Genomic DNA, 23,044 nt, shown 5'->3' on the forward strand with positions numbered 1-23,044 from the left:
TCTGTAGGAGCAAGGCTTACCCGCGATGGCATCCTTGAAATCGCCATCGCGGGCAAGCCTTGCTCCTACAGGTTTAGCGTTTTGCCCCGAGCCCGCCCTGGCAGGGCCTTATCCTGCCCTCAAGGCGCACTTGAGAAACAATATCGTTTATCATTGTTGCAAGTTTTTGCAATGCGACAGTGAGGAACCCTGCGAATGATGTTTCGAAATACCCTGCGCCGAGGCCTGACCTTTACCCTCCTCGGCCTGGCTCTCGCCACTCCCCTCACCCAAGCCGCCGACCCGGTTTCCCTGACGCTCTATAACGGCCAACACAAGGAAGTCGGCGATGCAGTCGCCAAAGCTTTCGAAGCCAAGACCGGGATTCACGTCAATGTACGCAAGGGCAGCAGCAACCAGCTCGCCAGCCAGGTCGTTGAAGAAGGCGACCGCTCCCCCGCCGACGTGATCTACACCGAAGAATCGCCGCCACTGAACAAACTTGGCGAACAAGGCCTGCTGGCCCAGACCGACGCCGCCACCCTCGCCGTCCTGCCGAAAGATTACGTCGCCGGCAATGGTACCTGGATCGGCATCACCGCCCGGGTCCGCGTGGTCGCTTTCAACCCGAAACTGATCGACGAAAAAGACCTGCCCAAGTCGGTCATGGAGTTCTCCGATCCAAAATGGCAAGGCAAGGTCGGTTTCGTACCCACCAGCGGCGCCTTCCAGGAACAGGCCGTGGCGATCATCAAGACCCACGGCATGGACGCTGCCGAAGAATGGCTGACTGGCCTGCGCGCGTTCGGCAAGGTCTACAGCAACAATATGGTTGCACTGAAAGCCGTGGAAAACGGCGAAGTCGCCACCGTGCTGGTGAACAACTACTACTGGTTCGCCTTGCAGCGTGAAAAAGGCCAGCTCGATTCGAAACTGCATTACTTCACCGGCGGCGACGTTGGCGGCTTGATCACCGTTTCCAGCGCGGCCGTGCTGAAATCCAGCAAGCATCCAAAAGAAGCCCAGCAATTCCTTGCCTACATGGCCAGCGAAGAAGGTCAGCGCGTGATCACCCAGACCACCGCCGAATACCCACTGCACAAAGGCATGCAATCGGATCGTGGGCTCAAGCCGTTCAGCGAACTCGAAGCGCCGAAAGTCACCCCAGCCGACCTCGGCAATGCCGAAGAAGCCCTGGACCTGGAACGTGACGTTGGCTTGAACTGATGAGCGCATCGCTATCCGCCCCTGCCTCGCGCGGAGGTAACGTGCCACGGCGCAAACGGCCGTCGATCTGGTTGTTGCTGCCGGTGTTGCTGCTGGTGGTGCTCAGCCTGTTGCCGCTGGCCTATGTCGGGCTCAAGACTTGGCAAGCGGGCTGGGCCGAAGCATTGCATCTGCTATGGCGGCCGTATGTGTTTGGCCTGCTGCGCAACACATTGTCGCTGATGATTGGCGTCACCCTGGCCTGCGGCGTGACCGGGTTGTCCCTGGCCTGGCTGCTGGAGCGCAGCAATCTGAAGGGGCGGCGAATCTGGGGCGTGATCCTGTGCCTGCCTTTTGCCGTGCCGGCGTTTGTCAGCAGTTTTACCTGGGTTTCCCTCAGCGCGCATTTCGAGGGCCTGGGCGGGGCGATTCTGGTGATGACCCTGTCCAAGTATCCGCTGGTGTTTTTGCCGGTAGCGGCGACTCTGCGCAATCTTGATCCCTCCCTTGAAGAGTCCGCCCGCACCCTGGGGCAGAATCGCTGGGGCGTGTTTTTCCGGATCACCCTGCCGCTGCTCTGGCCGTCGCTACTGGCCGGCTCGTTGCTGATTGCGCTGCACATGCTGGTGGAATTTGGCGCGCTGTCGATCATCGGCCTGCAAACCTTCACTACGGCGATCTATCAACAGTTCGAACTGGAATTCAGCAACGCCAACGCCGCGATGCTGTCGGCGGTGCTGTTGGCGCTGTGTCTGGTGCTGCTGTGGCTTGAGCTGCGGGTTCGCGGCAAGGGCCGACACGTGCGCACCGGTCAGGGCGCGGCGCGGCATGCCGAACAGGTTCGCCTCGGGCCTTGGGCTGCCGCCGGACAGGTTTATTGCCTGGCGCTGGCGATCATCGGCAGTGGCATCCCGCTGGGGATGCTCGCGTACTGGCTGGCGGTCGGTTCATCGGCGGCTTTCCCGATGGCGGCGATCAGCGAAGCACTGCTGTCGTCCCTGGCACTGTCTCTCGGCGGTGCGGCGCTGTGTCTGGTGCTGGCGGTGCCTGTCGGATTGCTGGTGGTGCGCTACAAAGGCCAACTGGCAATCTGGGCCGAGCGCTTGCCGTATTTGCTGCACGCGTTACCAGGCCTGGTGATTGCCCTGACCCTGGTGTATTTCGCCCTGCACTATGTGCCGGCGCTGTACCAGACGTCGATGTTGCTGCTGATCGCTTATGCGCTGTTGTTTCTGCCGCTGGCCCAGGCGCCGATTCGTACGGCACTGAATAAAGCGGCGCCACAACTGGAAGAGGCGGCGCGCACGCTGGGTGCGTCGTCGTTCAGTGCGTTTTGCCGGGTGACGTTGCCGATTATCTTCCCGGCGCTGGGCGCTGCGTTTGCGCTGGTGTTTCTGGATGCGATGAAGGAATTGACGGCGACGCTGCTGCTGAGCCCGACCGGGTTGAACACGCTGGCGACAGAGGTGTGGGCGCATACCGCGAACGTGGAATTTGCGGCGGCGGCGCCTTATGCGGCGTTGTTGATTTTGGTGTCGGGGCTGCCGGTTTATTTACTGACTACCCGGATGTATTTGAGCCGTTGAGATTGCCTTCGCGAGCAGGCTCGCTCCCACATTGGAATGCATTCCCCTGTGGGAGCGAGCCTGCTCGCGAAGAGGCCAGCCCAGGCAAAGAAAACCCTAAGCCCTGAACTGCCCCAGACTCGCCTTCAACTGCGCCGCCAAGCCATCCAGCACTTTGCCGCTGGCTGTGGTTTCCACCACGGCCTTAGCCGCTTTCTCAGCCTGAGCATGAATGGTTTCAACCCGACCCCGCACCGCTTGCGCGCCCTGCGCCTGATGGGCCGCGGCCTGGGTCGCCAGACCGATCGCCGCATGCACTTGCTCGACCGACGCCTGCACCGACTGCTGCAACCGCGCGCTGTCACGCAACACCAGCAAACCTTCGCTGGCCTGGCGCCCGGCCTGACCAATCGCCGCGACCGCCTCACGTGCACCTTGCTGCAACGCCACGATGTGCGCCTGGATATCGCCAGTAGAACTTTGCGTCTTGCTCGCCAGCGCCCGCACTTCATCTGCCACAACGGCGAACCCGCGACCGGTTTCACCCGCCCGCGCCGCTTCGATGGCCGCGTTCAGCGCCAGCAGGTTGGTTTGCTCGGCGATCCCGTGGATCACCGTCAACACGACTTCAATCTGTTCACTTTGCTGCGCCAGACGCTCGATAACTTTCGCACCGGTATCGACCTGGCCGGCCAATGCTTCAATCAGGCTGCCGACCTTCGCCGAGGTCCGGGTGTTCTCATCGGTGGCCTGACGAATATCCACAACCTGCTGCAAGGCTGCTTGCATCGCGTGACTTTCCGACTGCGCTTCATCGGCCATTTGCGACAGCGCGCGCAGGCTCTCGGCCACTTCATCGCGCTGCATGCCCGCCGCTTTATCGGCCCCGGCATTGCGCAAGGTCATGGCGCCGATTTCCACGCCGGTGCGCTGGGCCACGTCGCCCGCTTCACGCACGATCGGCTGCAACTTATCCACAAAGCGATTGACCGCCGAGGCCATGTCGCCGATTTCGTCCTTGCTGTTGATCTGCACACGCTTGGTCAGGTCACCCTCGCCCGCCGCCAGATCATCCATGGCGGCAATCAGCATTTTCAGGCGATTGACGACGCGACGACCCAGCACCACGGCCAGCAACAGCAACACGCCAAAGCCCACCACCGCCAGACCCATACCGATGCGCCAGCGCAAAGTGCCCGCTGCTTGCTGCACGGTGCTGGTGGTGTTGGCCTGCATTTCTGACGCCGTGGACTGCGCCGACTTCAGACGCGCGCCCATCGCTGCGGCACTATCAGCCGCCGCGCCTTTGAGGCTGTCGCCGACCAGCTGATCGCTGCTGGCGATCAGCGCCGAGAAACGTTTGTCGAGGGCTGCCAGATCGACTTCCACGGAAGCGGTGGAGACGCCCATCAAGACCTTGCCAATTTCCACGCCATTGGGGCTGATCGAGGCTTCGAGGTAGTAGACCGATGGATCGTTCTTCGCCGCATCCAGCACTTTGTCCAACGCACGCTCGCCCTGGCCTTTCTCCAGCAGCGCTTTGTTGATCGGGTTCTCGCGGTTCAAATAGCGCGTCAGGTGCTGGCCGGTGGCGTCGTCGTAGATCACGAACAATACGTTTGGATTGCGCTGGGCGCGGCGGGCAAATTCGGACAGGGTAGGAACGTCGCTGTCCCACATGGCGCGGGGGGCGACCGAGGCCAGAAGTTGCGCCATATCATTGGCGGAGTCCTTCAGGTCTTTTTCCAAAGTCCCACGCAATTGCGCCTGCTCGTCCTTCAGACGTGAGGACAGACCGGCGGTGAGCCGCTGACGGGTGTTGGTGGACAGGCTGTCCAGGCTCGACGTGACCTCACGGCCCGCCTGCTCCAGCTCACCGGAGAGCTTTTGACTGTCAGCCCCCAGGCGCACACCGAGATCGGCTTCCAATGCAGTCACCGTGCTCCGAGTCAGGGCAACCGCAACCAGCACTTGCACCAAAAGGGCGATACCAAGGGTAACGAACACGGGCCGCAGAAGACGGCTTTGTAACAGTGAGAGAATGGCTGACACTTAAAATCCCTCTGCTTGGCGCCATTAAATTGATGGCGCATCGGAAGCGATGCTTTTAATCAACATCACAGCAAAGGTCGTGCCGTCTGACAGGCAGATACGACAAAGGCCCCAAACGAGGGGCCTTTGTGTTTTACATCAACGACTTATTAAGCGAACGGGTGACGCAAAACGATGGTTTCGTTGCGGTCCGGGCCCGTCGAAATAATGTCAATCGGCGCACCGACCAACTCTTCAACGCGTTTGATGTAGTTGCGAGCAGCTTGCGGCAGCTCTTCCAGGGTCTTGGCGCCGACAGTGGATTCGGTCCAGCCTGGCATCTCTTCGTATACCGGCTCGAGGCCGATGTAGCTGTCGGCGTCGGTCGGTGCGTCGATCACTGCACCATCCTGGTTCTTGTAGCCAACACAGATGTTGATGGTTTCCAGGCCGTCCAGCACGTCCAGCTTGGTCAGGCACAGGCCCGAGATGCTGTTGACGTCGATTGCGCGACGCAGGATGACGGCATCGAACCAGCCGCAACGACGGGCACGGCCGGTGGTAGCGCCGAACTCGTGGCCACGCTTGGCCAGGAACGCGCCAACGTCGTCGAACAGCTCAGTCGGGAATGGACCCGAACCGACGCGAGTGGTGTAGGCCTTGGTGATGCCGAGGATGTAATCCAGGTACATCGGACCGAAACCCGAACCGGTGGCGATGCCGCCCGCAGTAGTGTTGGAGCTGGTGACGTACGGGTAAGTACCGTGATCGATGTCCAGCAGGGAGCCTTGGGCGCCTTCGAACATGATGTCTTTGCCAGCGCGACGCAGCTCGTGCAGCTCAGCGGTGACGTCGAGCATCATCGGCTTGAGCAGCTCGGCGTATTCCATGCACTCGTCGAGTGTCTTCTGGAAGTCGATCGCTGGCTCTTTGTAGTAATTGACCAGGACGAAGTTGTGGTAATCCAGCAACTCGCCCAGCTTGGCGGCGAAACGCTCACGATGGAACAGGTCACCGATGCGCAGACCGCGACGGGCAACTTTATCTTCGTAAGCCGGGCCGATGCCGCGACCGGTGGTGCCGATCTTCAGCTCGCCACGGGCCTTTTCACGCGCCTGGTCCAGCGCGACGTGATAGGACAGGATCAGCGGGCAGGAAGGGCTGATACGCAGACGCTCGCGCACCGGTACACCTTTCTCTTCCAGCTTGATGATCTCGCGCAGCAGAGCGTCCGGTGCAACCACCACGCCGTTGCCGATCAGGCACTGCACGCCTTCGCGCAGCACGCCCGACGGGATCAGGTGCAAGACGGTTTTTTCGCCGTCGATCACCAGGGTGTGACCCGCGTTGTGGCCACCTTGGTAGCGCACTACGGCGGCAGCATGTTCGGTCAGCAGATCAACGATCTTGCCTTTGCCCTCATCACCCCATTGGGTGCCCAGGACTACGACATTCTTACCCATAACACTTGTCCTCATTCGCGCAAACTTGGTGCCGGCAGCCGCCGGCAGGAAAACTCAAGAAGCCAGCGGCAATACTTGCCAAAGCCCGTTCTGCTGAATCAATTGCCGGTCGCAGTCCGCTTCACGGGCGGCGGCCAATGGTTGCCCAGGCAAAGCCTGAACGACACGCTGACCCTCACTGCGCAACTGGCAAACCTGCTGCCAGAGTGCCGCATCCGTACTGTCAGGCATCCAGATACCGCCAGACGGTAACTCGATCTCAGCACGCCCCAGGGTCACCAGGGTTTTCAAATCGGTAGAGAAGCCGGTTGCCGGACGGGCACGACCGAAGTCGGCACCGATGTCGTCGTAACGACCGCCCTGGGCAATGGACTGGCCAACGCCCGGTACGAACACCGCGAACACCACACCGGTGTGATAGTGGTAGCCGCGCAACTCGCCCAGATCGAAGTAAAGCGGTAATTCCGGGAAACGCGCGGACAGCCGATCGGCAATGGCCAGCAAGTCTTCCAGCGCCGCCAGTACCGGCGCCGGCGCACGGGCCAGACGCTCGCGGGCAGCGCTCAACACTTCACGACCGCCACACAGGTCGACCAACGCGCGCAGCATGCCCGACAGATCGGCAGGCAGGCCTTCGGTCAAGGTAATGACCTCGTCGATGGCCTTACGTTGCAATGCATCGAACAACTGTTGCTCGACTTCGCCGGACAAACCGGCGGCGCGGGCCAGGCCGCGGTAGATACCAACATGCCCGAGGTCCATGTGCACATCCGGCACATCGGCCAGTTGCAGCATGGCCAGCATCAGGCTGATGACTTCGACGTCGCTGCTCGGGCTGGCATCGCCGTACAACTCGGCGCCCAACTGGATCGGACTGCGCGACGACGACAAGGCCCGCGGCTGCGCATGCAGCACGCTGCCGGCATAGCACAGGCGGCTCGGACCTTCGCGACGCAGGGTGTGCGCATCGATGCGCGCCACTTGCGGCGTGATGTCGGCACGGAAACCCATCTGCCGGCCCGATTGCGGGTCGATGACCTTGAAGGTACGCAGATCCAGGTCCTGGCCCGCGCCGGTCAGCAGGGATTCCAGGTACTCGATATGGGGAGTCACGACAAACTCGTAACCCCAGCTCTGGAACAGATCCAACACCTGGCGGCGCGCTACTTCAATGCGCGCTGCCTCCGGTGGCAGTACTTCTTCGATGCCATCTGGCAGCAGCCAGCGGTCTACCGTTGCCATTACGCCATTCCCCTATGATCCGGGCGGCCAGCCGTTGGGCGAGCCTTGAGTGAAGCAGAAAATGATCGGTTCATGCGCAAACAACGCGCATGAACGACACGGCGAAAAGCCTGAAATCGGCTTCGCCAACCACTTTCCTCGAAAAACCTGTCGAGTCATTCAACTCGGGCGCCTGCCAAAAAACCGCAATCAAACATGCAGACGCAAAAAAGCCGGGAATTTCCCGGCTGCCGCATCATACACACGTTTTCCCAAAGGATCACCCCGCCCGAGGTTTTAGCCGCCGGGCGGGGGATGATTCAGGTCAACGCCGTATCAAGGCTTGGCTTTTTCCAGATAACGGAAGAAGTCGCTGCTTGGGTCCAGGACCATGACATCGGTTTTGTTCGCGAAGCTTTCACGGTAGGCACGCAGGCTACGGTAGAAACCGTAGAACTCCTGGTCCTGGCCGTAGGCTTTGGAGTAGATCGCAGCAGCCTGGGCATCACCATCACCACGAACCTCTTCAGATTCACGGTAGGCTTCGGCCAGCAACACGCGGCGTTGACGATCGGCGTCGGCACGGATGCCTTCGGCCAGCTCGTTACCCTTGGCGCGGTGCTCGCGAGCTTCACGCTCACGCTCGGTGCTCATACGTTCGAACACGCTGCGGTTCACTTCTTTCGGCAGGTCGATGGCCTTGACCCGAACATCGACAACTTCGATGCCCAGTTCTTTTTCCGCCATCTTGTTCAGCGAAGCGGTGATGTCCGCCATCAACGCGTCACGTTCACCAGAAACCACTTCATGCAGGGTGCGCTTACCAAACTGGTCACGCAGGCCCGATTCCAGACGACGGGACAGACGCTCGTCGGCAATCTGCTTGAGGCCGGAGGTTGCGGTGTAGAAGCGCTCGGCATCTTTCACGCGCCACTTGGCGTAGGCATCGACCATGACGGCTTTCTTTTCCAGCGTCAGGAAGCGTTGTGTCGGTGCATCCAGCGTCATCAGGCGTGCGTCGAATTTGCGCACCTGGTTAACGTAAGGCACTTTCACATGCAGGCCCGGCTGAACATCAGTCTGGACCACGCGACCGAATTGCAGCATTACCGCACGCTCGGTCTGACCCACAATGTAGAAGCAGTTCCAGGCTGCGATCGCCACGACGACGCAGACAATAAGGGCGATCAGCGATTTATTGCTCATCAGCGACTCTCCCTGGTACGTGCTTGCTGTTGTTGCAGATCAGCGGCTGCACGCGCATTCGCTTCATTGCTGCTGGCTGTCGCGCCCGTTACCGGAGCGCTGGTGCTGCGGCCACTGTCGATCATCTTGTCCAGCGGCAAGTACAGCAGATTGCTCTGGCCATTCTTGTTGCCGGTCACGAGAACCTTGCTGGTGTTGGTGAAGACTTCCTGCATGGTGTCCAGGTACAGACGCTCGCGGGTAACTTCAGGAGCCTTGCGGTACTCGGCGACCAGTTTGGTGAAGCGATCCGCCTCACCCTTGGCGCGCGATACCGTTTCGTCACGGTAGCCGTTGGCATCTTCAAGGATGCGCTGGGCCTGACCACGGGCTTCCGGCACGACGCCGTTGGCGTAGGTTTCAGCCTGGTTGCGCGAACGCTGCTCGTCTTCACGGGCACGGATCACGTCATCGAAGGCTTCCTGGACTTCACGCGGTGCGGCTGCGCTCTGAACGTTGACCTGGGTAACGGTGATACCGGTGCGATAGGTATCGAGGAAGCGTTGCAGACGCTCCTTGATTTCGCTGGCCATCAATTCACGACCTTCGGTCAATACCTGGTCCATGGCGGTGGAACCCACCACATGGCGCAAGGCACTGTCGGTTGCGTGTTGCAGGCTGATTTCCGGCTGATCGACGTTCAGCACGAAATCCTGCAGGTTGCTGATCTTGTACTGCACGGTCAGCGGCACTTCGACGATGTTTTCGTCTTCAGTCAGCATTTGACCTTGCTTGGTATAGGCACGCTCACGCGTGACGTTTTCCATGTACTTTTTATCGATCGGCGGGAAGTAGATGTTCAGGCCCGGGCCAACCGTTTCGTAGTACTTGCCGAAGCGCAGCACCACGGCTTGCTCCTGCTCGTCGACCACGTAGACCGCGCTGTACAGCCACACGGCCGCCAGCACGACGAGGCCGATGCCGAGCAGGCCGCCGAAGCCGCCACTCTTGCCCGAACCACCGCCGTCGTCACCGCGTTTCTTACCACCACCGAACAACCCGTTCAGGCTTTCCTGCAGCTTTCGGAAGGCCTCGTCGAGATCCGGTGGCCCCTTGCGGTCGCCGTTATTGCGGCGCTTGCCACCCCAAGGATCCTGATTATTCGAGTTGCCACCCGGCTCATTCCAAGCCATAGCGCTCTCCATCTGATAAAGCAAAGACGCACCCACGGCGCGCCGACCAATGCTACAGAATGCCTGTCACCGCGGCACAACCGCTTTCTCAGGCTTTTATTGCAAAGTGTGTTGCTCGAGGAAGTCCATCGGTTGCAGGCCTTCACGGCTCACCAGTCGATTCAACTCGACCCGGGGCAAGCGAACGGCCAGCAGGCTGATGCCTTCTTCGTCGTGTTCTTCTTTCTGTACCGCACCGAGTTCGAAAAACTGCGCACGCAGTCGAGCAAAACGTTGCGGCAAGCGCAAGGTGCCAACAAACAAATCACCGCCCAGCAACTCGGCAATGGCTTGTTCAAGCAATTCCAGACCACTGCCATCACGCGCCGACAGCCAGACCCGTTGGGGCTTGCCGTTTTCGTCGCGCTGGATTTGTGGCTCAACGCCTTCAAGCAAATCGAGTTTGTTATAGACCTCGAGGATCGGCAAGTCCTGGGCACCGATCTCGCCCAGCACCACCATCACCTGCTCGATCTGCAACATGCGATCCGGTTCGGCCGCATCGATCACGTGCAACAACAGGTCCGAGTTGCTCGACTCTTCGAGCGTAGACCGGAATGCCTCGACCAGTTTGTGCGGCAAGTGGCGGATGAAACCCACGGTGTCGGCCAGGACAATCGGCCCCAGGTCGTCGAGTTCCAGACGGCGCAAGGTCGGGTCCAGCGTGGCAAACAACTGGTCAGCCGCGTAGACGTCGGATTTCGTCACGTTATTGAAGAGCGTGGATTTGCCGGCGTTGGTATAGCCCACCAGGGACACGGTAGGAATATCCGCACGCGTACGGCCGCGCCGCGACTGTTCGCGCTGACTGCGCACTTTTTCCAGTCGGCCCTTGATCTGTCGCAGGCGTACCCGCAGCAAACGGCGGTCGGTTTCCAGCTGGGTTTCACCCGGACCACGCATACCGATACCGCCACCCTGACGCTCAAGGTGAGTCCAGCCACGAACCAGCCGGGTGCTCATGTGGTCAAGCTGGGCCAGTTCGACCTGGAGCTTGCCTTCATGGGTACGGGCGCGTTGGGCGAAAATATCGAGAATCAGACCGGTGCGGTCGATCACGCGACACTCGAAAACACGTTCGAGGTTACGTTCCTGACTGGGCGTGAGGATGTGATTGAAGATGACCAGATCGGCCTCTTCGGCATGGACCAGGTCGCGCAGTTCCTCGACCTTGCCGCTGCCAATCAGGAATTTGGCAGTTGGCCGATGACGCGGCACGTTAAAAAACGCAACGGTCTCGGCGCCAGCCGAATTAGCCAATTCCTGAAACTCCTGCGGATCTTCGCGCGCCTCAGGGTCCTGTCCATCCAAGTGAACGAGGATCACTCGTTCACCACCACCGTGGCGCTCAAAGAACAAAGGAGACTCCTATCAGGCGTTACCTGGCTCAGCGTCACCCGCTTCCGATTCGGTTGCGCTAGGCAGACGAATTGGACGAACCGGTACCACTGTCGAGATAGCGTGCTTGTAAACCATCTGGCTAACGGTGTTTTTCAGCAGGATGACGAACTGGTCGAAAGACTCGATCGTGCCTTGCAGTTTGATCCCGTTGACCAGGTAGATGGACACCCCAACTTTCTCTTTACGTAAAGTATTCAAGTAAGGGTCTTGTAGCGAATGCCCTTTTGACATGTGCCGCACTCCTTTAAGGATTCAATATAAAAAATAGGTAAACAGATGGCTTGGGCCGTCACACCCCCAAGGATAGACGGCAATTGCAAGGACTCAGCTCAATATGGAGATGGTCCCGAGGTATTTCAAGGCGCGCGGCAGATTGTCGCAATCGAGGCTGTCCAGCCAGTGCAAATCAGCCCAACTGCGTAGCCAGGTGAACTGGCGCTTTGCCAATTGGCGCGTGGCTATGATTCCACGCTCCTGCATCTCGGCTTGCGTCAGCTTGCCATCCAGGTAATCCCAGACTTGTCGGTACCCTACAGCGCGTATAGACGGCAACCCTGAATGCAGATCACTTCTCGTACGCAGGGCTACGACCTCGTCGATGAATCCCTGTTCCAACATAATTGTGAATCTTTGTTTAATGCGCTCATGCAGCACCTGGCGATTTGCCGGTGCAATGGCCAAGTTCGCGACAGTATAGGGCAATTGTTGCAGTCCCGAAGCGGCTGCTTCAGTACTTTGCGCAGATTGTCTGAGCCGCAGCTCGGTCATGCTCTGACCGCTCACACGATAAACTTCCAGCGCTCGACTGAGCCGCTGGGGATCGTTCGGGTGAATTCGCGCCGCCGACACCGGATCAATTATCGCCAATTGGTCGTGCAGGGCTTGCCAGCCAAGGCGTTCAGCTTCTTCCTCAATCTGTGCACGAACCTCGGGATCCGCCGCCGGCATTTCCGCCAGCCCTTCGACCAAAGCCTTGTAGTAGAGCATCGTGCCGCCTACAAGCAGCGGAATTTTTCCCCGAGCAGTGATCTCGGCCATCGCCTCAAGCGCATCACGACGGAAATCCGCCGCCGAATAGCTCTCGGCCGGGTCGAGAATATCGATCAAGCGGTGCGGAAATTCGGCCAGGATCTCTTTCGATGGCTTGGCTGTGCCGATGTCCATCCCGCGGTAGACCAGCGCCGAATCGACACTGATCAACTCGCACGGCAAGACTTTGGTCAGCTCGATAGCCAGGTCGGTCTTGCCCGCAGCGGTCGGGCCCATCAGGAAAATCGCTGGAGGGAGCTGGCTCATCAACGACCGCGCAAGAACAGTTTGTCCAGATCGTCCAGGCCCAATTGGGTCCAGGTCGGTCGGCCATGATTGCATTGACCGCTGCGTTCGGTGTTTTCCATGTCCCGCAGCAGGCCGTTCATTTCGGGTATCGCCAGGCGTCGATTGGCCCGGATCGCGCCGTGGCAGGCCATGGTGCCAAGCAGTTCGTTGAGGTGCGCCTGGATCCGGTCGCTGGTGCCATATTCCATCAGGTCCGCCAGAACATCGCTGACCAGGCGATTGGCTTCTGCCTGCTTGAGCAGCGCCGGAATCTGGCGGATCGCCAGGGTTTCCGGGCCCAGGCGTTGCAATTCAAAGCCAAGACGCTGGAACCACGCGACGTTCTCTTCGGCGCAATCGGCTTCGCGCTGGCTCACGGCCAGGGATTCCGGCACCAGCAGCGGCTGGCCGCTCAGGCCTTCGCTGGCCATGGCGACTTTCAGGCGTTCGTACATGATCCGTTCGTGGGCGGCGTGCATGTCCACCAGCACCAGGCCTTGGGCGTTTTCCGACAGGATATAAATGCCTTTGAGCTGCGCCAGCGCGTAACCCAATGGCGGAATATCGTCCTGCCCGGCCGGCAACGCGACCGCGTTAGCCTCGGGCAATGGCGCGAAAAACTCGCGGTACGCCGCTTGAGCCTCCGCCACCGGTACGCCGGACTGAGGCTTTGGCGTGTACTGATATTGATAACCGGCGCCAGCGCCCGAGCCCGCCGCTGTATTAAAGGACGGTTGCGCCTGAGGCTGCTCCAGCAACGCATTCGCCGCCAGGCGCATTTCGCCCTGCGGACCGAATTCACCGGCGTCAATGCCGGTAGGTCGAACAATGGCCGTCGCCACTGGCGCCGCCAAATGATCTTCCGGCCGCACATCGCCCAAGGCGCGGTGCAAGGTGCCGTAGAGGAAATCGTGAACCATGCGCCCGTCACGGAAACGCACTTCGTGCTTGGTCGGGTGCACGTTGACGTCAACGCCCGCCGGATCGACTTCGAAAAACAGCACGAAGGTCGGGTGCCGACCGTTGAACAGCACGTCGCGATAGGCCTGGCGCACCGCGTGGGCCACCAGTTTGTCGCGTACCGCACGGCCATTCACAAAGAAATACTGCAAATCCGCTTGGCTGCGGTTGAAGGTCGGCAAGCCAACCCAGCCCCACAAATGCAGGCCATTGCGCTCGATTTCGATCGGCAGCGCCTGCTCCAGGAACCCCGAACCGCAGATCGCCGCCACACGCCGGGCGCGGGCCGCGTCGTCATGGGCTTCGTGCAGGCTGAGGATGGTCTTGCCGTTGTGGCGCAAATGGAACGCCACATCGAATCGCGCCAAGGCCAGGCGCTTGATCACTTCTTGCAGGTGATCGAATTCGGTTTTTTCGGTCTTGAGAAACTTGCGTCGGGCCGGGGTGTTGAAAAACAGGTCGCGCACTTCCACCGAAGTACCGACCGGATGAGCCGCCGGTTGTACGCGAGGCGCCATGTCCCGGCCTTCGGTTTCGACTTGCCAGGCCTGATCGGCATCTTTGGTGCGAGATGTCAGGGTCAAGCGCGCCACGGAACTGATCGACGCCAGAGCCTCACCGCGAAACCCGAGGCTCATTACCTGCTCAAGATCTTCAAGGTTACGAATCTTGCTGGTGGCGTGTCGCGCCAGGGCCAGCGGCAGGTCATCGGCGGAAATGCCGCTGCCATCGTCGCGCACCCGCAGCAGCTTGACGCCGCCCTGCTCCACGTCAACATCAATCCGCCGGGCGCCGGAGTCGAGGCTGTTTTCCAGCAACTCCTTGATCACCGAGGCCGGGCGCTCGACCACCTCACCGGCGGCAATCTGGTTCGCCAGTCGCGGGCTGAGTAGCTCGATACGAGCGGTATTGGTCAGCGCCTGATTCATTCTTTGGCCGCCAGTTCAGTGCCGGGAATGGTCAATGTCTGACCGATTTTCAGCTCATCGCTTTTCAGGTTATTGGCGCTGCGCAGGGTCGCCGGGGACACTTGGTAACGCACGGCAATCATCGCCAGGGTCTCGCCCGGACTCACACGATGGTCACGCGGCCCTTGGGCAATCTTCCCGGAATCACGCAGCCAGGCGATGTACGTGCCCGGTGGCGGATTCTGCTGGAAGAACTGGCGAACACCGGCGCTGATCGAACGCGCGAGGGCCTGCTGGTGGCTCGCCCCGGACAACTTGTTCGCTTCATTGGCATTGGAGATAAAGCCTGTTTCCACCAGGATCGATGGAATATCCGGCGATTTGAGCACCATGAACCCAGCCTGCTCAACGCGCTGTTTGTGCAACGGCGTGACGCGGCTGATGTTGCTCAAGACCTTTTGGCCAACGTTCAGACTGGACGTCAGGGAGGCGGTCATCGACAGGTCGAGCAGCACGCCGGCCAGCATCCGATCCTTGTCGTCGAGGCTGACGCTGCCGGCGCCGCCGATCAAGTCGGAACGGTTTTCGCTGTCGGCCAGCCAACGGGCAGTCTCCGACGTGGCGCCGCGATCAGACAGGGCGAACACCGACGCACCGAAAGCAGCCGCTGACGGCGCGGCGTCGGCGTGGATCGAGACGAACAGGTCGGCGCCTTTCTTGCGGGCGATTTCAGTACGGCCACGCAGCGGAATGAAGTAGTCGCCAGTGCGGGTCAGTTCGGCGCGGAAGCCTTTCATGCCGTTGACCTGGCGCTGCAATTCACGAGCAATGGCCAGGACCACGTCTTTCTCATGCTGACCGCGCGAGCCCGAAGCACCCGGATCTTCGCCACCGTGGCCGGCATCGATCACCACAACGATGTCGCGCTTGCCGGCCGGAGCCGGAGGCAATTTCACTGGAGGGTCGATTGGGGTGACCGGCACCGGGGCCACAGTCGCGACATTGGTCGGCGGTGGTGGAATTGGGGCGGCGGCTTCGGCGCTATCGAACAGGTCGACCACCAGGCGATTGCCGTATTGGGCATTCGGCGCCAGGGTGAAACTTTTCGGCGTGACGGCTTTTTTCAGGTCGATGACCACCCGCAGGTCGGTCGGCGTACGCTGGGCCGACCGCATGGCGGTAATCGGGGTGTTGGACGTGTTGACGTTGAGCGGCGCACCGAGGGTCGCACCATTGATGTCGATGACCAGCCGATCCGGGGAGGTCAGGGTGAAAACGCTGTGCTGCACCGGCCCCGTGAGGTCGAACACCAGTCGTGTGTTATCCGGAGCTCGCCACAGGCGAACGCTGTTGACCTTCGATTCGGCCACAGCGTCGACGGTCACCGCCAAAAACAACAATCCTACGGCAGCTACCATCGCGCGAAAGCGCATACCTGACCCCATCATTTAATTGGTTTCCAATGCCAAAGCGGCACACCAGGACTCGCCACGCGAGCCTTGGGACAAAATTTTCAGCGAACGCCCGCTGTCTTGCGGGCTAATGGTAATGGTCAGGTCGGGCTTTGGCAAAAAGCCTGCACCCTTCTGGGGCCATTCGATCAGACACATGGCATCGTCGTCGAAGTAATCGCGGATGCCGAGGTACTCCAGCTCCTCCGGATCGACCAGTCGATACAGGTCGAAATGGAAGGCGCGGATGTCGCCGATCTCGTAGGGCTCGACCAGGGTGAAGGTCGGACTTTTTACCGAGCCCACATGCCCCAGGCCACGGATGATGCCCCGGGACAACGTGGTTTTCCCCGCGCCCAGATCCCCCTCGAGAAAAATCAGACCGTGCCCTTGGGTGGTTTGCGCAATGCGAGCACCGAATGCGGTCATCGCCTCTTCATCAGCCAGGTACAGGGTTACTTCAGACACGGTGCTTGCTCCTCCAACAACTGACGAATGGCTGGAATCAGATCACTGGCCGCCAGCCCACGGCCCGATTTACCTTGTTGCGCGCCGGCATTGGCGTGTAGCCAGACTGCCAGACAGGCAGCGTCGAACGCCGCCATGCCCTGGGCCAACAAGGCGCCGACCAGACCGGCCAGCACATCGCCCAGACCGGCAGTGGCCATGGCCGGATGGCCCTGATGACACACTGCCAGACGCCCATCGGGGCCGGCTATCAGACTGCCAGCGCCTTTCAGAATCACTACTGCTGTGTATTTTTTGCTCAATGCGTGAGCGGCGGCGGGACGATCGGCCTGCACTTCAGCGGTCGTCATCCCAAGCAACCGCGCAGCTTCGCCCGGATGCGGAGTGATGATGCAATCGGCGGGCAGTTTCACTTGCTCGTCGGCCAGCATGTTCAACGCATCGGCATCCCAGACTTGCGGCAATGGTGCGTTGGCCGCAGCGGACAGCAGACTACGCCCCCAACCAGCCTGACCGAGCCCTGGCCCGACCACCAACACAGAGACTTTTTCCAGCAAACCCATTAGCTGATTGGCCGACGAAGTGCCAAGCACCATCGCCTCCGGGATTCTCGCCAGCGCGGCGGGCACATGTTCGCTGCGCGTAGCCACGGACACCATGCCCGCACCACTGCGCAGCGCACTTTGCGCACTCAGCAGGATCGCGCCACCAAAACCGCGATCACCGCCGATCAGCAGCACATGGCCGAATTTGCCTTTATGGGAGGTTGGAGGACGAGGGGCCAGTCGCGGCAGGTAACCGGCGCCTAGGCGACGGGCGCTGATTGGGGCGTTCTCAAGTATTTGCGGATCGGCGTGCAGATCGTTGAAGACCAGTTCACCAACCACATCCGCCGCATCACCGGTGAACAGCCCCAACTTCAAACCGATGAACGTCACGGTGAGATCCGCCCGAACCGCCACGCCGAGCAGACGACCGGTATCGGCGCACAGCCCCGAAGGGATATCCACCGCCGCCACCGGCAAGCCACTGGCATTGATCGCGGCGATGGCGCTGGCGTAAGGCTCACGCACCTCCCCCGCCAGACCGGTGCCGAGCAAGGCATCCAAAACGATGCCGCGCAATTCGCTATGTTCAGCCCAGGTTTCAATCGAGACTTTTTCGGACACGGCATCGGTATGAGCCAACGCCGCATCACCCTGCAAACGCGAGGGCTCACCGACCGCCAGCACCCGCACTTGCCACCCGGCACGCTGGGCCAGCGCCGCCACCAGATAACCATCACCGGCGTTGTTACCGTGACCGGCCAGCACCGTCAATTCGTTAGCGGTCGGCCACTGTCGGACCAGTGCCCGCCAGGTCGCCCGCGCCGCTCGCTGCATCAATTCGAAGCCCGGTGTGCCGGCCGCGATCAGGCTCGCATCGAGCCCTCGCACTTGCGCGGCGCTGTACAGCGCGTCGGGTAAATCATCTTTAGTGTGCGGCATGCGTCTTCGGGCTCCGATGTCTGGCAGAATTATACGCACCTCAGCTCCGGTTTCTCTCGTCTCATGCCCGCTATTACTACAGACATGCCCGCCCTCGCCCAATCCATCAAGGACTGGGGCCGCGAGCTGGGCTTTCAGCAAGTCGGCATCAGCGGCCTGGACCTCGCCGAGCATGAGCAGCATCTGGAGCGCTGGCTCGCCGCCGGCTATCACGGCGAAATGGATTACATGGGCGCCCATGGCAGCAAACGCTCGCACCCGGAAGAACTGGTGCCCGGCACTTTGCGTGTAGTGTCGCTGCGTATGGACTACCTGCCCGGCGACACGCAAATGGCGCAATTACTCGCCCAACCGGAAAAAGCCTACGTGTCCCGTTATGCCTTGGGCCGCGATTACCACAAATTGATCCGTAAACGCGTGCAACAACTGGCCGATAAAATTCAGGCCGAGATCGGCCCCTTCGGTTTCCGCGCTTTTGTCGACAGCGCCCCGGTGCTGGAAAAAGCCATCGCCGAGAAGGCCGGCCTGGGATGGATCGGCAAAAACACCCTGGTCTTGAATCGCAAGGCCGGCAGTTACTTCTTCCTCAGTGAACTGTTTGTTGATCTACCGCTGCCGGAAGACCCGCCTCATTCCACCGAACATTGCGGCCGCTGCACCGCGTGCCTGGACATCTGCCCGACCAACGCCTTCGTCGGCCCGTATGTGCTGGATGCCCGGCGCTGCATTTCCTACCTGACCATCGAGCTGAAAACCGCGATCCCGGAAGACTTGCGACCGTTGATCGGCAATCGGGTGTTTGGCTGCGATGATTGCCAGATCGTCTGCCCATGGAACCGCTTCGCCCGTCCGTCCGGGGAAAGCGACTTCAAGCCTCGGCACAATCTGGACAATGCTGAGTTGGCTGAGTTGTTTATGTGGGACGAGGATAAGTTTCTCAGCAGCACTGAAGGTTCGCCGTTACGCCGGGCGGGGTATGAGCGTTGGTTGCGCAATCTGGCGGTGGGGTTGGGGAATGCGCCGTCGAGTATTCCGGTGTTGGAGGCGTTGAAGGCGCGCAGGGAATATCCGTCGGAGTTGGTGCGTGAACACGTTGAGTGGGCACTGAAACAACACGCCGAGCGTCAGGCTTCGTCGTTGTAGACGAACTTCGGCATTTCCCAATGAAACCGGATCGCCAGCAACCGCAGCAAAAACCCGCCAAACAAGGTGATCAAGATCGCCTGCTCACCCGGCAATTGCAGATAGATGCAGAGCATGTAGCACCACGCCGCCGCAAACGAAACGCTGGCGTAGAGCTCGCGGCGGAAGATCAGCGGGATATCGTTGCAGAAGATGTCCCGCAGAATGCCGCCGAAAACCCCGGTGATCACGCCGCTGACCGAGGCGACCAACATGCCGTGGCCCATTTCCAACGCAGTCATGCAGCCGATCAGGGTGAACGCCACCAGGCCCACGGCGTCGAGCACCAGGAACAGCGAGCGCAAGTGACGCATCCAGCGGGCGGTGAACACCGTGAACATGGCCGCGACCGAGGTCAGGATCAGGTATTCCGGGTGTTTGACCCAGGTCAGCGGGTAGTGGCCGAGCAGCACGTCGCGCACCGAGCCGCCGCCGAGCGCCGTGACGCAGGCGATCAGCACCACGCCGAACCAGTCCATGCCCCGACGGCCGGCAGACAAGGCACCGGTCATGGCTTCGGCGGTGATGGCGATCAGGTAGAGCATCAGCAACATGGCGGCGGTCCTGGCAGGAAGGCGCGCAGTCTAGCCATTTAGTCGCGGCACCAAAAGAGGGCGATCACACAGGAAGACCGAGTCGTCTGCTTCGCGGGCAAGCCTCGCTCCTACAAAAGCAGAGCGACCCCGTACCTGTAGGAGCAAGGCTTGCCCGCGAAGGCGCCGGAAGAGGCACCGCAGGATCAGAACTTGATGAAATGCTTGCGGTAGTGCTGCAACTCAGCAATCGACTCGCGAATATCGTCCAGCGCCAGATGCGTGCTGCCCTTCTGGAAGCTGTCACGCACGTCCGGCGCCCAGCGTGCGGCCAGTTCTTTAAGCGTCGACACGTCGAGGTTGCGGTAGTGGAAGTAGCTTTCCAACGCTTTCATGTGCGTATAAAGGAAGCGACGGTCCTGGCAGATGCTGTTGCCACAGATCGGCGACTTGCCCTTAGGCACCCACTTTTCCAGGAAGGCGATGGTCTCGGCTTCGGCTTCGGCCATGCTGATACGGCTGTCGCGAACCCGCTGGGTCAGGCCCGAACCGCCGTGTTGACGGGTGTTCCACTCGTCCATGCCGGCCAGGATCGCGTCGCTGTGATGGATCGCGATCACCGGGCCTTCGGCCAAAGTGTTCAGATCACTGTCGGTGACGATGGTCGCCATCTCGATGATGACGTCGGTATCAGGGTTCAGACCGGTCATTTCCAGGTCGATCCAGATCAGATTCTGCGGGTTTTGCATGTGTCGGCTCCTAGGCAATGCTGCGCAGTTTAGCCTAGGCAAGTGGCCGGGCGTGCTAAACTCGCGGCCGTTTTACCTAATCGCTGCATTCTTGATACGGAACACCCATGGCCAAACGCCAACTCAATCGTCGTCAAAACTGGCGCATCGAAAAGATTCAGGGCGAACGCGCTGCCCGCGCCGCCAAACGCGAGTCCTCGGCTGTCGAGGCACTTGAGGGCGGCGACCTGGGTCCGGAACAGACGGGCCTGGTGATCGCGCACTTCGGTGTGCAGGTCGAAGTCGAAGCCCTTGATGGCGATCTGGCCGGCCAGGTGTTCCGTTGTCACTTGCGCGCGAACCTGCCGGCGCTGGTGACCGGCGATCAGGTCGTCTGGCGTGCCGGCAACCAGGGTATCGGCGTGATCGTGGCGCAACTGCCGCGTAAAACCGAACTCTGCCGCCCGGACAGCCGTGGCCAGCTCAAGCCCGTAGCGGCCAACGTCGACATGATCGTCATCGTTTTCGCCCCGCTGCCCGAGCCCCACGCCAACCTGATCGATCGTTATCTGGTCGCTGCTGAGCACGCCGGGATTCGTCCGCTGCTGCTGCTCAACAAATTCGACCTGATCGACGAACAGAACGCCCCGGCGCTGAATGCCCTGCTGGCGGTGTACCGCACGCTCGGTTACCCGGTGCTGGAAGTGTCGGCTCACCATGGCAACGGCATGGAGCAATTGCAGGAGCAACTGGACGGACGCATCAGCGTGTTCGTCGGCCAGTCCGGCGTCGGCAAATCTTCGTTGGTCAACAGCCTGCTGCCGGAAGTCGAAACCCGCGTTGGTCCGTTGTCCGAACTGTCCGGCCAGGGCACCCACACCACGACGACTGCGCGGTTGTTCCACTTCCCTGGCGGCGGTGAACTGATCGACTCCCCGGGTATTCGCGAATTCGGCCTCGGCCACGTCAGCCGTGCTGACGTTGAAGCTGGCTTCATCGAGTTCAATGATCTGATCGGTACTTGCCGCTTCCGTGACTGCAAGCATGATCGTGAACCGGGGTGTGCGTTGCTCAAGGCGTTGGAAGATGGGCGCGTGCAGCAGCAGCGGATGAATAGTTATCGGTCGATTATTGCGAGTTTGCCGGAGACTAGTTACTAGACCGCCACAAAACCTGTGGGAGCGGGCTTGCTCGCGAAGGGGCCATCAGCTTCAACATCACTGTTGACTGACATACCGCTTTCGCGAGCAAGCCCGCTCCCACAGGGGTTAAGTGTCACACAAGAAAGCCGCGTTCATCTCGCGGCTTTTTTTGGTTTCAGGAAAACGCGACCCACCCGACAACCAGGTCGGCTATCAGGCCGCCTCGCGGTGCTGTTGCGGTGTGCGCCCCCTCCAGAGGCCGAGTGGAGGTTCTGCGCAGTGGGCAACCCGGCATGGATGCCGGGTTAGCCGCCCCCGGCCATGGATGGCCGATGGCGGCGGGTCCACGGAGCAGGACCGGAGCGAGGGCATGCCGAGCCTGGGCGAGGCGCCGAACGACAGGGGCAAAAGCGCTTTGGTTACTTTGGGGCTTTTCCAAAGTGACTCGCTGTAAGAGCGAAACCCTAGGCGGCCGTGACCGCAGGAATGGATATGTACACCACCCTCACGATCCCCAGCGCCTGACACAAAGCTTTCGCGAGCAGGCTCGCTCCCACAGTTGATCGATGTACATCTGCAAAAGATGGGGCGGCTATCAGGCCGTCTTCGCGGGCAAGCCTCGCTCCTACAGGGATTGTGCCCACGCTGAAAATGGATCAGGAGAACGCACGCGCCCGAGTCAGGTCGGCTATCAGGCCGCCTCGCGGCGCTGTTGCGGTGTGCGCCCCCCTCGAGAGGCCGAGTGGAGGTTCTGCGCAGTGGGCAACCCGGCATGGATGCCGGGTTAGCCGCCCCCGGCCATGGATGGCCGATGGCGGCGGGCCCACGGAGCAGGACCGGAGCGAGGGCATGCCGAGCCTGGGCGAGGCACCGAACGACAGGGGCAAAAGCGTTTTGGTTACTTTGGGGCTTTTCCAAAGTGACTCGCTGTAAGAGCGAAACCCTAGGCGGCCGTTACCGCAGGAATGGATCTGCACACAGCCCCAAATCCCCCGGCGCCTGACACAAAGCTTTCGCGAGCAGGCTCGCTCCCACAATTTGATAGGTGTACATCTGCAAAAGATGGGGAGGCTATCAGGCCGTGTTCGCGGGCAAGCCTCGCTCCTACAGGGATTGTGCCCACGCTGAAAATGGATCAGGAGAACGCACGCGCCCGAGTCAGGTCGGCTATCAGGCCGCCTCGCGGCGCTGTTGCGGTGTGCGCCCCCTCGAGAGGCCGAGTGGAGGTTCTGCGCAGTGGGCGACCCGGCATGGATGCCGGGTTAGCCGCCCCCGGCCATGGATGGCCGATGGCGGCGGGCCCACGGAGCAGGACCGGAGCGAGGGCATGCCGAGCCTGGGCGAGGCACCGAACGACAGGGGCAAAAGCGCTTTGGTTACTTTGGGGCTTTTCCAAAGTGACTCGCTGTAAGAGCGAAACCCTAGGCGGCCGTTACCGCAGGAATGGATCTGCACACAGCCCCAAATCCCCCGACGCCTGACACAAAGCTTTCGCGAGCAGGCTCGCTCCCACAGTTGATCGATGTACATCTGCAAAAGATGGGGCGGCTATCAGGCCGTCTTCGCGGGCAAGCCTCGCTCCTAC

At 60.8% G+C, this 23,044-nt stretch carries 18 protein-coding genes; 4 read left to right on the top strand and 14 right to left on the bottom strand.

From position 1 onward, the window contains the following. Positions 1-195: 195 nt before the first annotated feature. A complete protein-coding gene (locus tag BK667_RS29975) occupies positions 196-1,206 on the top strand; it encodes an extracellular solute-binding protein (protein WP_123599738.1) in 1,011 nt (336 codons plus the stop codon). Beyond that, positions 1,206-2,771: an ABC transporter permease gene (locus tag BK667_RS29980; RefSeq protein WP_123599739.1), complete on the top strand. Its 1,566-nt coding sequence runs from the start codon at positions 1,206-1,208 to the stop codon at positions 2,769-2,771. The genes BK667_RS29975 and BK667_RS29980 overlap by 1 nt, the downstream gene beginning before the upstream one ends. A gap of 96 nt (positions 2,772-2,867) precedes the next feature. Here BK667_RS29980 and BK667_RS29985 read toward each other — a convergent pair whose 3' ends face one another. From BK667_RS29985 to BK667_RS30040, 12 genes are all read right to left on the bottom strand, one after another. After that, positions 2,868-4,802, bottom strand: coding sequence for a methyl-accepting chemotaxis protein (locus BK667_RS29985; protein ID WP_123599740.1), 1,935 nt, complete (start codon positions 4,800-4,802; stop codon positions 2,868-2,870). 149 nt (positions 4,803-4,951) lie between these two features. Beyond that, on the bottom strand, positions 4,952-6,244 hold the full coding sequence (locus BK667_RS29990) for an adenylosuccinate synthase (protein ID WP_010464193.1): 1,293 nt from the start codon (positions 6,242-6,244) through the stop codon (positions 4,952-4,954). 54 nt (positions 6,245-6,298) lie between these two features. After that, positions 6,299-7,486, bottom strand: coding sequence for an ATP phosphoribosyltransferase regulatory subunit (locus BK667_RS29995; RefSeq protein ID WP_123510810.1), 1,188 nt, complete (start codon positions 7,484-7,486; stop codon positions 6,299-6,301). Between the two features lie 315 nt (positions 7,487-7,801). Further along, a complete protein-coding gene (hflC, locus tag BK667_RS30000) occupies positions 7,802-8,671 on the bottom strand; it encodes a protease modulator HflC (RefSeq protein ID WP_123402429.1) in 870 nt (289 codons plus the stop codon). Continuing rightward, positions 8,671-9,843, bottom strand: a complete 1,173-nt coding sequence (hflK, locus tag BK667_RS30005) for an FtsH protease activity modulator HflK (RefSeq protein ID WP_123599741.1) — start codon at positions 9,841-9,843, stop codon at positions 8,671-8,673. Before hflK ends, hflC begins: the two co-directional genes overlap by 1 nt. A 96-nt stretch (positions 9,844-9,939) precedes the next feature. Then, a complete protein-coding gene (gene hflX / locus BK667_RS30010) occupies positions 9,940-11,241 on the bottom strand; it encodes a ribosome rescue GTPase HflX (RefSeq protein ID WP_123510814.1) in 1,302 nt (433 codons plus the stop codon). A gap of 12 nt (positions 11,242-11,253) precedes the next feature. Then, positions 11,254-11,514 (bottom strand): RNA chaperone Hfq, encoded by a 261-nt coding sequence (hfq, locus tag BK667_RS30015; RefSeq protein ID WP_007902656.1) that lies wholly within the window; start codon positions 11,512-11,514, stop codon positions 11,254-11,256. A 93-nt stretch (positions 11,515-11,607) separates the two neighbouring features. Further along, positions 11,608-12,579, bottom strand: coding sequence for a tRNA (adenosine(37)-N6)-dimethylallyltransferase MiaA (gene miaA, locus BK667_RS30020; protein WP_123599742.1), 972 nt, complete (start codon positions 12,577-12,579; stop codon positions 11,608-11,610). After that, on the bottom strand, positions 12,579-14,489 hold the full coding sequence (mutL, locus tag BK667_RS30025) for a DNA mismatch repair endonuclease MutL (protein ID WP_123510818.1): 1,911 nt from the start codon (positions 14,487-14,489) through the stop codon (positions 12,579-12,581). Before mutL ends, miaA begins: the two co-directional genes overlap by 1 nt. Continuing rightward, the gene (locus BK667_RS30030) at positions 14,486-15,916 is read right to left on the bottom strand and encodes an N-acetylmuramoyl-L-alanine amidase (protein ID WP_123510820.1); all 1,431 of its coding nucleotides are present in this window, start codon (positions 15,914-15,916) and stop codon (positions 14,486-14,488) included. Before BK667_RS30030 ends, mutL begins: the two co-directional genes overlap by 4 nt. Next, positions 15,917-16,387 carry a tRNA (adenosine(37)-N6)-threonylcarbamoyltransferase complex ATPase subunit type 1 TsaE gene (tsaE, locus tag BK667_RS30035; RefSeq protein WP_123510822.1) on the bottom strand — a complete coding sequence of 157 codons (471 nt, stop codon included), beginning with the start codon at positions 16,385-16,387 and terminating at the stop codon, positions 15,917-15,919. After that, positions 16,375-17,874 carry an NAD(P)H-hydrate dehydratase gene (locus BK667_RS30040; protein ID WP_123599743.1) on the bottom strand — a complete coding sequence of 500 codons (1,500 nt, stop codon included), beginning with the start codon at positions 17,872-17,874 and terminating at the stop codon, positions 16,375-16,377. Before BK667_RS30040 ends, tsaE begins: the two co-directional genes overlap by 13 nt. A 63-nt stretch (positions 17,875-17,937) precedes the next feature. Between BK667_RS30040 and queG the strand changes: the two genes are divergently transcribed. Then, positions 17,938-19,017: a tRNA epoxyqueuosine(34) reductase QueG gene (gene queG, locus BK667_RS30045; RefSeq protein ID WP_123599744.1), complete on the top strand. Its 1,080-nt coding sequence runs from the start codon at positions 17,938-17,940 to the stop codon at positions 19,015-19,017. Here the strand turns inward: queG and BK667_RS30050 are convergent. Then, positions 18,999-19,610, bottom strand: coding sequence for a trimeric intracellular cation channel family protein (locus tag BK667_RS30050; RefSeq protein WP_123510828.1), 612 nt, complete (start codon positions 19,608-19,610; stop codon positions 18,999-19,001). The genes queG and BK667_RS30050 overlap by 19 nt on opposite strands. A gap of 185 nt (positions 19,611-19,795) precedes the next feature. Beyond that, a complete protein-coding gene (gene orn, locus BK667_RS30055) occupies positions 19,796-20,338 on the bottom strand; it encodes an oligoribonuclease (protein WP_123510830.1) in 543 nt (180 codons plus the stop codon). A gap of 107 nt (positions 20,339-20,445) precedes the next feature. On the opposite strand from orn, the gene rsgA reads away from it, so the two are divergent. Next, entirely contained in the window at positions 20,446-21,477 is a 1,032-nt protein-coding gene (gene rsgA, locus BK667_RS30060; protein ID WP_123510832.1) for a small ribosomal subunit biogenesis GTPase RsgA, read from the top strand. Positions 21,478-23,044: the final 1,567 nt, after the last annotated feature.

This window comes from Pseudomonas frederiksbergensis, from assembly GCF_003732705.1.
Classification (GTDB): domain Bacteria; phylum Pseudomonadota; class Gammaproteobacteria; order Pseudomonadales; family Pseudomonadaceae; genus Aquipseudomonas; species Aquipseudomonas frederiksbergensis_F.

Excerpts from the sequence above, each read along its gene's own strand:
- BK667_RS29975 (WP_123599738.1), top strand. The coding sequence starts at position 196 with ATGATGTTTCGAAATACCCTGCGCCGAGGCCTGACCTTTACCCTCCTC.
- BK667_RS29980 (WP_123599739.1), top strand. The coding sequence starts at position 1,206 with ATGAGCGCATCGCTATCCGCCCCTGCCTCGCGCGGAGGTAACGTGCCA.
- BK667_RS29990 (WP_010464193.1), bottom strand. The coding sequence starts at position 6,244 with ATGGGTAAGAATGTCGTAGTCCTGGGCACCCAATGGGGTGATGAGGGC.
- BK667_RS29995 (WP_123510810.1), bottom strand. The coding sequence starts at position 7,486 with ATGGCAACGGTAGACCGCTGGCTGCTGCCAGATGGCATCGAAGAAGTA.
- hflC (WP_123402429.1), bottom strand. The coding sequence starts at position 8,671 with ATGAGCAATAAATCGCTGATCGCCCTTATTGTCTGCGTCGTCGTGGCG.
- hflK (WP_123599741.1), bottom strand. The coding sequence starts at position 9,843 with ATGGCTTGGAATGAGCCGGGTGGCAACTCGAATAATCAGGATCCTTGG.
- hfq (WP_007902656.1), bottom strand. The coding sequence starts at position 11,514 with ATGTCAAAAGGGCATTCGCTACAAGACCCTTACTTGAATACTTTACGT.
- miaA (WP_123599742.1), bottom strand. The coding sequence starts at position 12,579 with ATGAGCCAGCTCCCTCCAGCGATTTTCCTGATGGGCCCGACCGCTGCG.
- mutL (WP_123510818.1), bottom strand. The coding sequence starts at position 14,489 with ATGAATCAGGCGCTGACCAATACCGCTCGTATCGAGCTACTCAGCCCG.
- BK667_RS30030 (WP_123510820.1), bottom strand. The coding sequence starts at position 15,916 with ATGATGGGGTCAGGTATGCGCTTTCGCGCGATGGTAGCTGCCGTAGGA.
- BK667_RS30040 (WP_123599743.1), bottom strand. The coding sequence starts at position 17,874 with ATGCCGCACACTAAAGATGATTTACCCGACGCGCTGTACAGCGCCGCG.
- queG (WP_123599744.1), top strand. The coding sequence starts at position 17,938 with ATGCCCGCTATTACTACAGACATGCCCGCCCTCGCCCAATCCATCAAG.
- BK667_RS30050 (WP_123510828.1), bottom strand. The coding sequence starts at position 19,610 with ATGTTGCTGATGCTCTACCTGATCGCCATCACCGCCGAAGCCATGACC.
- orn (WP_123510830.1), bottom strand. The coding sequence starts at position 20,338 with ATGCAAAACCCGCAGAATCTGATCTGGATCGACCTGGAAATGACCGGT.
- rsgA (WP_123510832.1), top strand. The coding sequence starts at position 20,446 with ATGGCCAAACGCCAACTCAATCGTCGTCAAAACTGGCGCATCGAAAAG.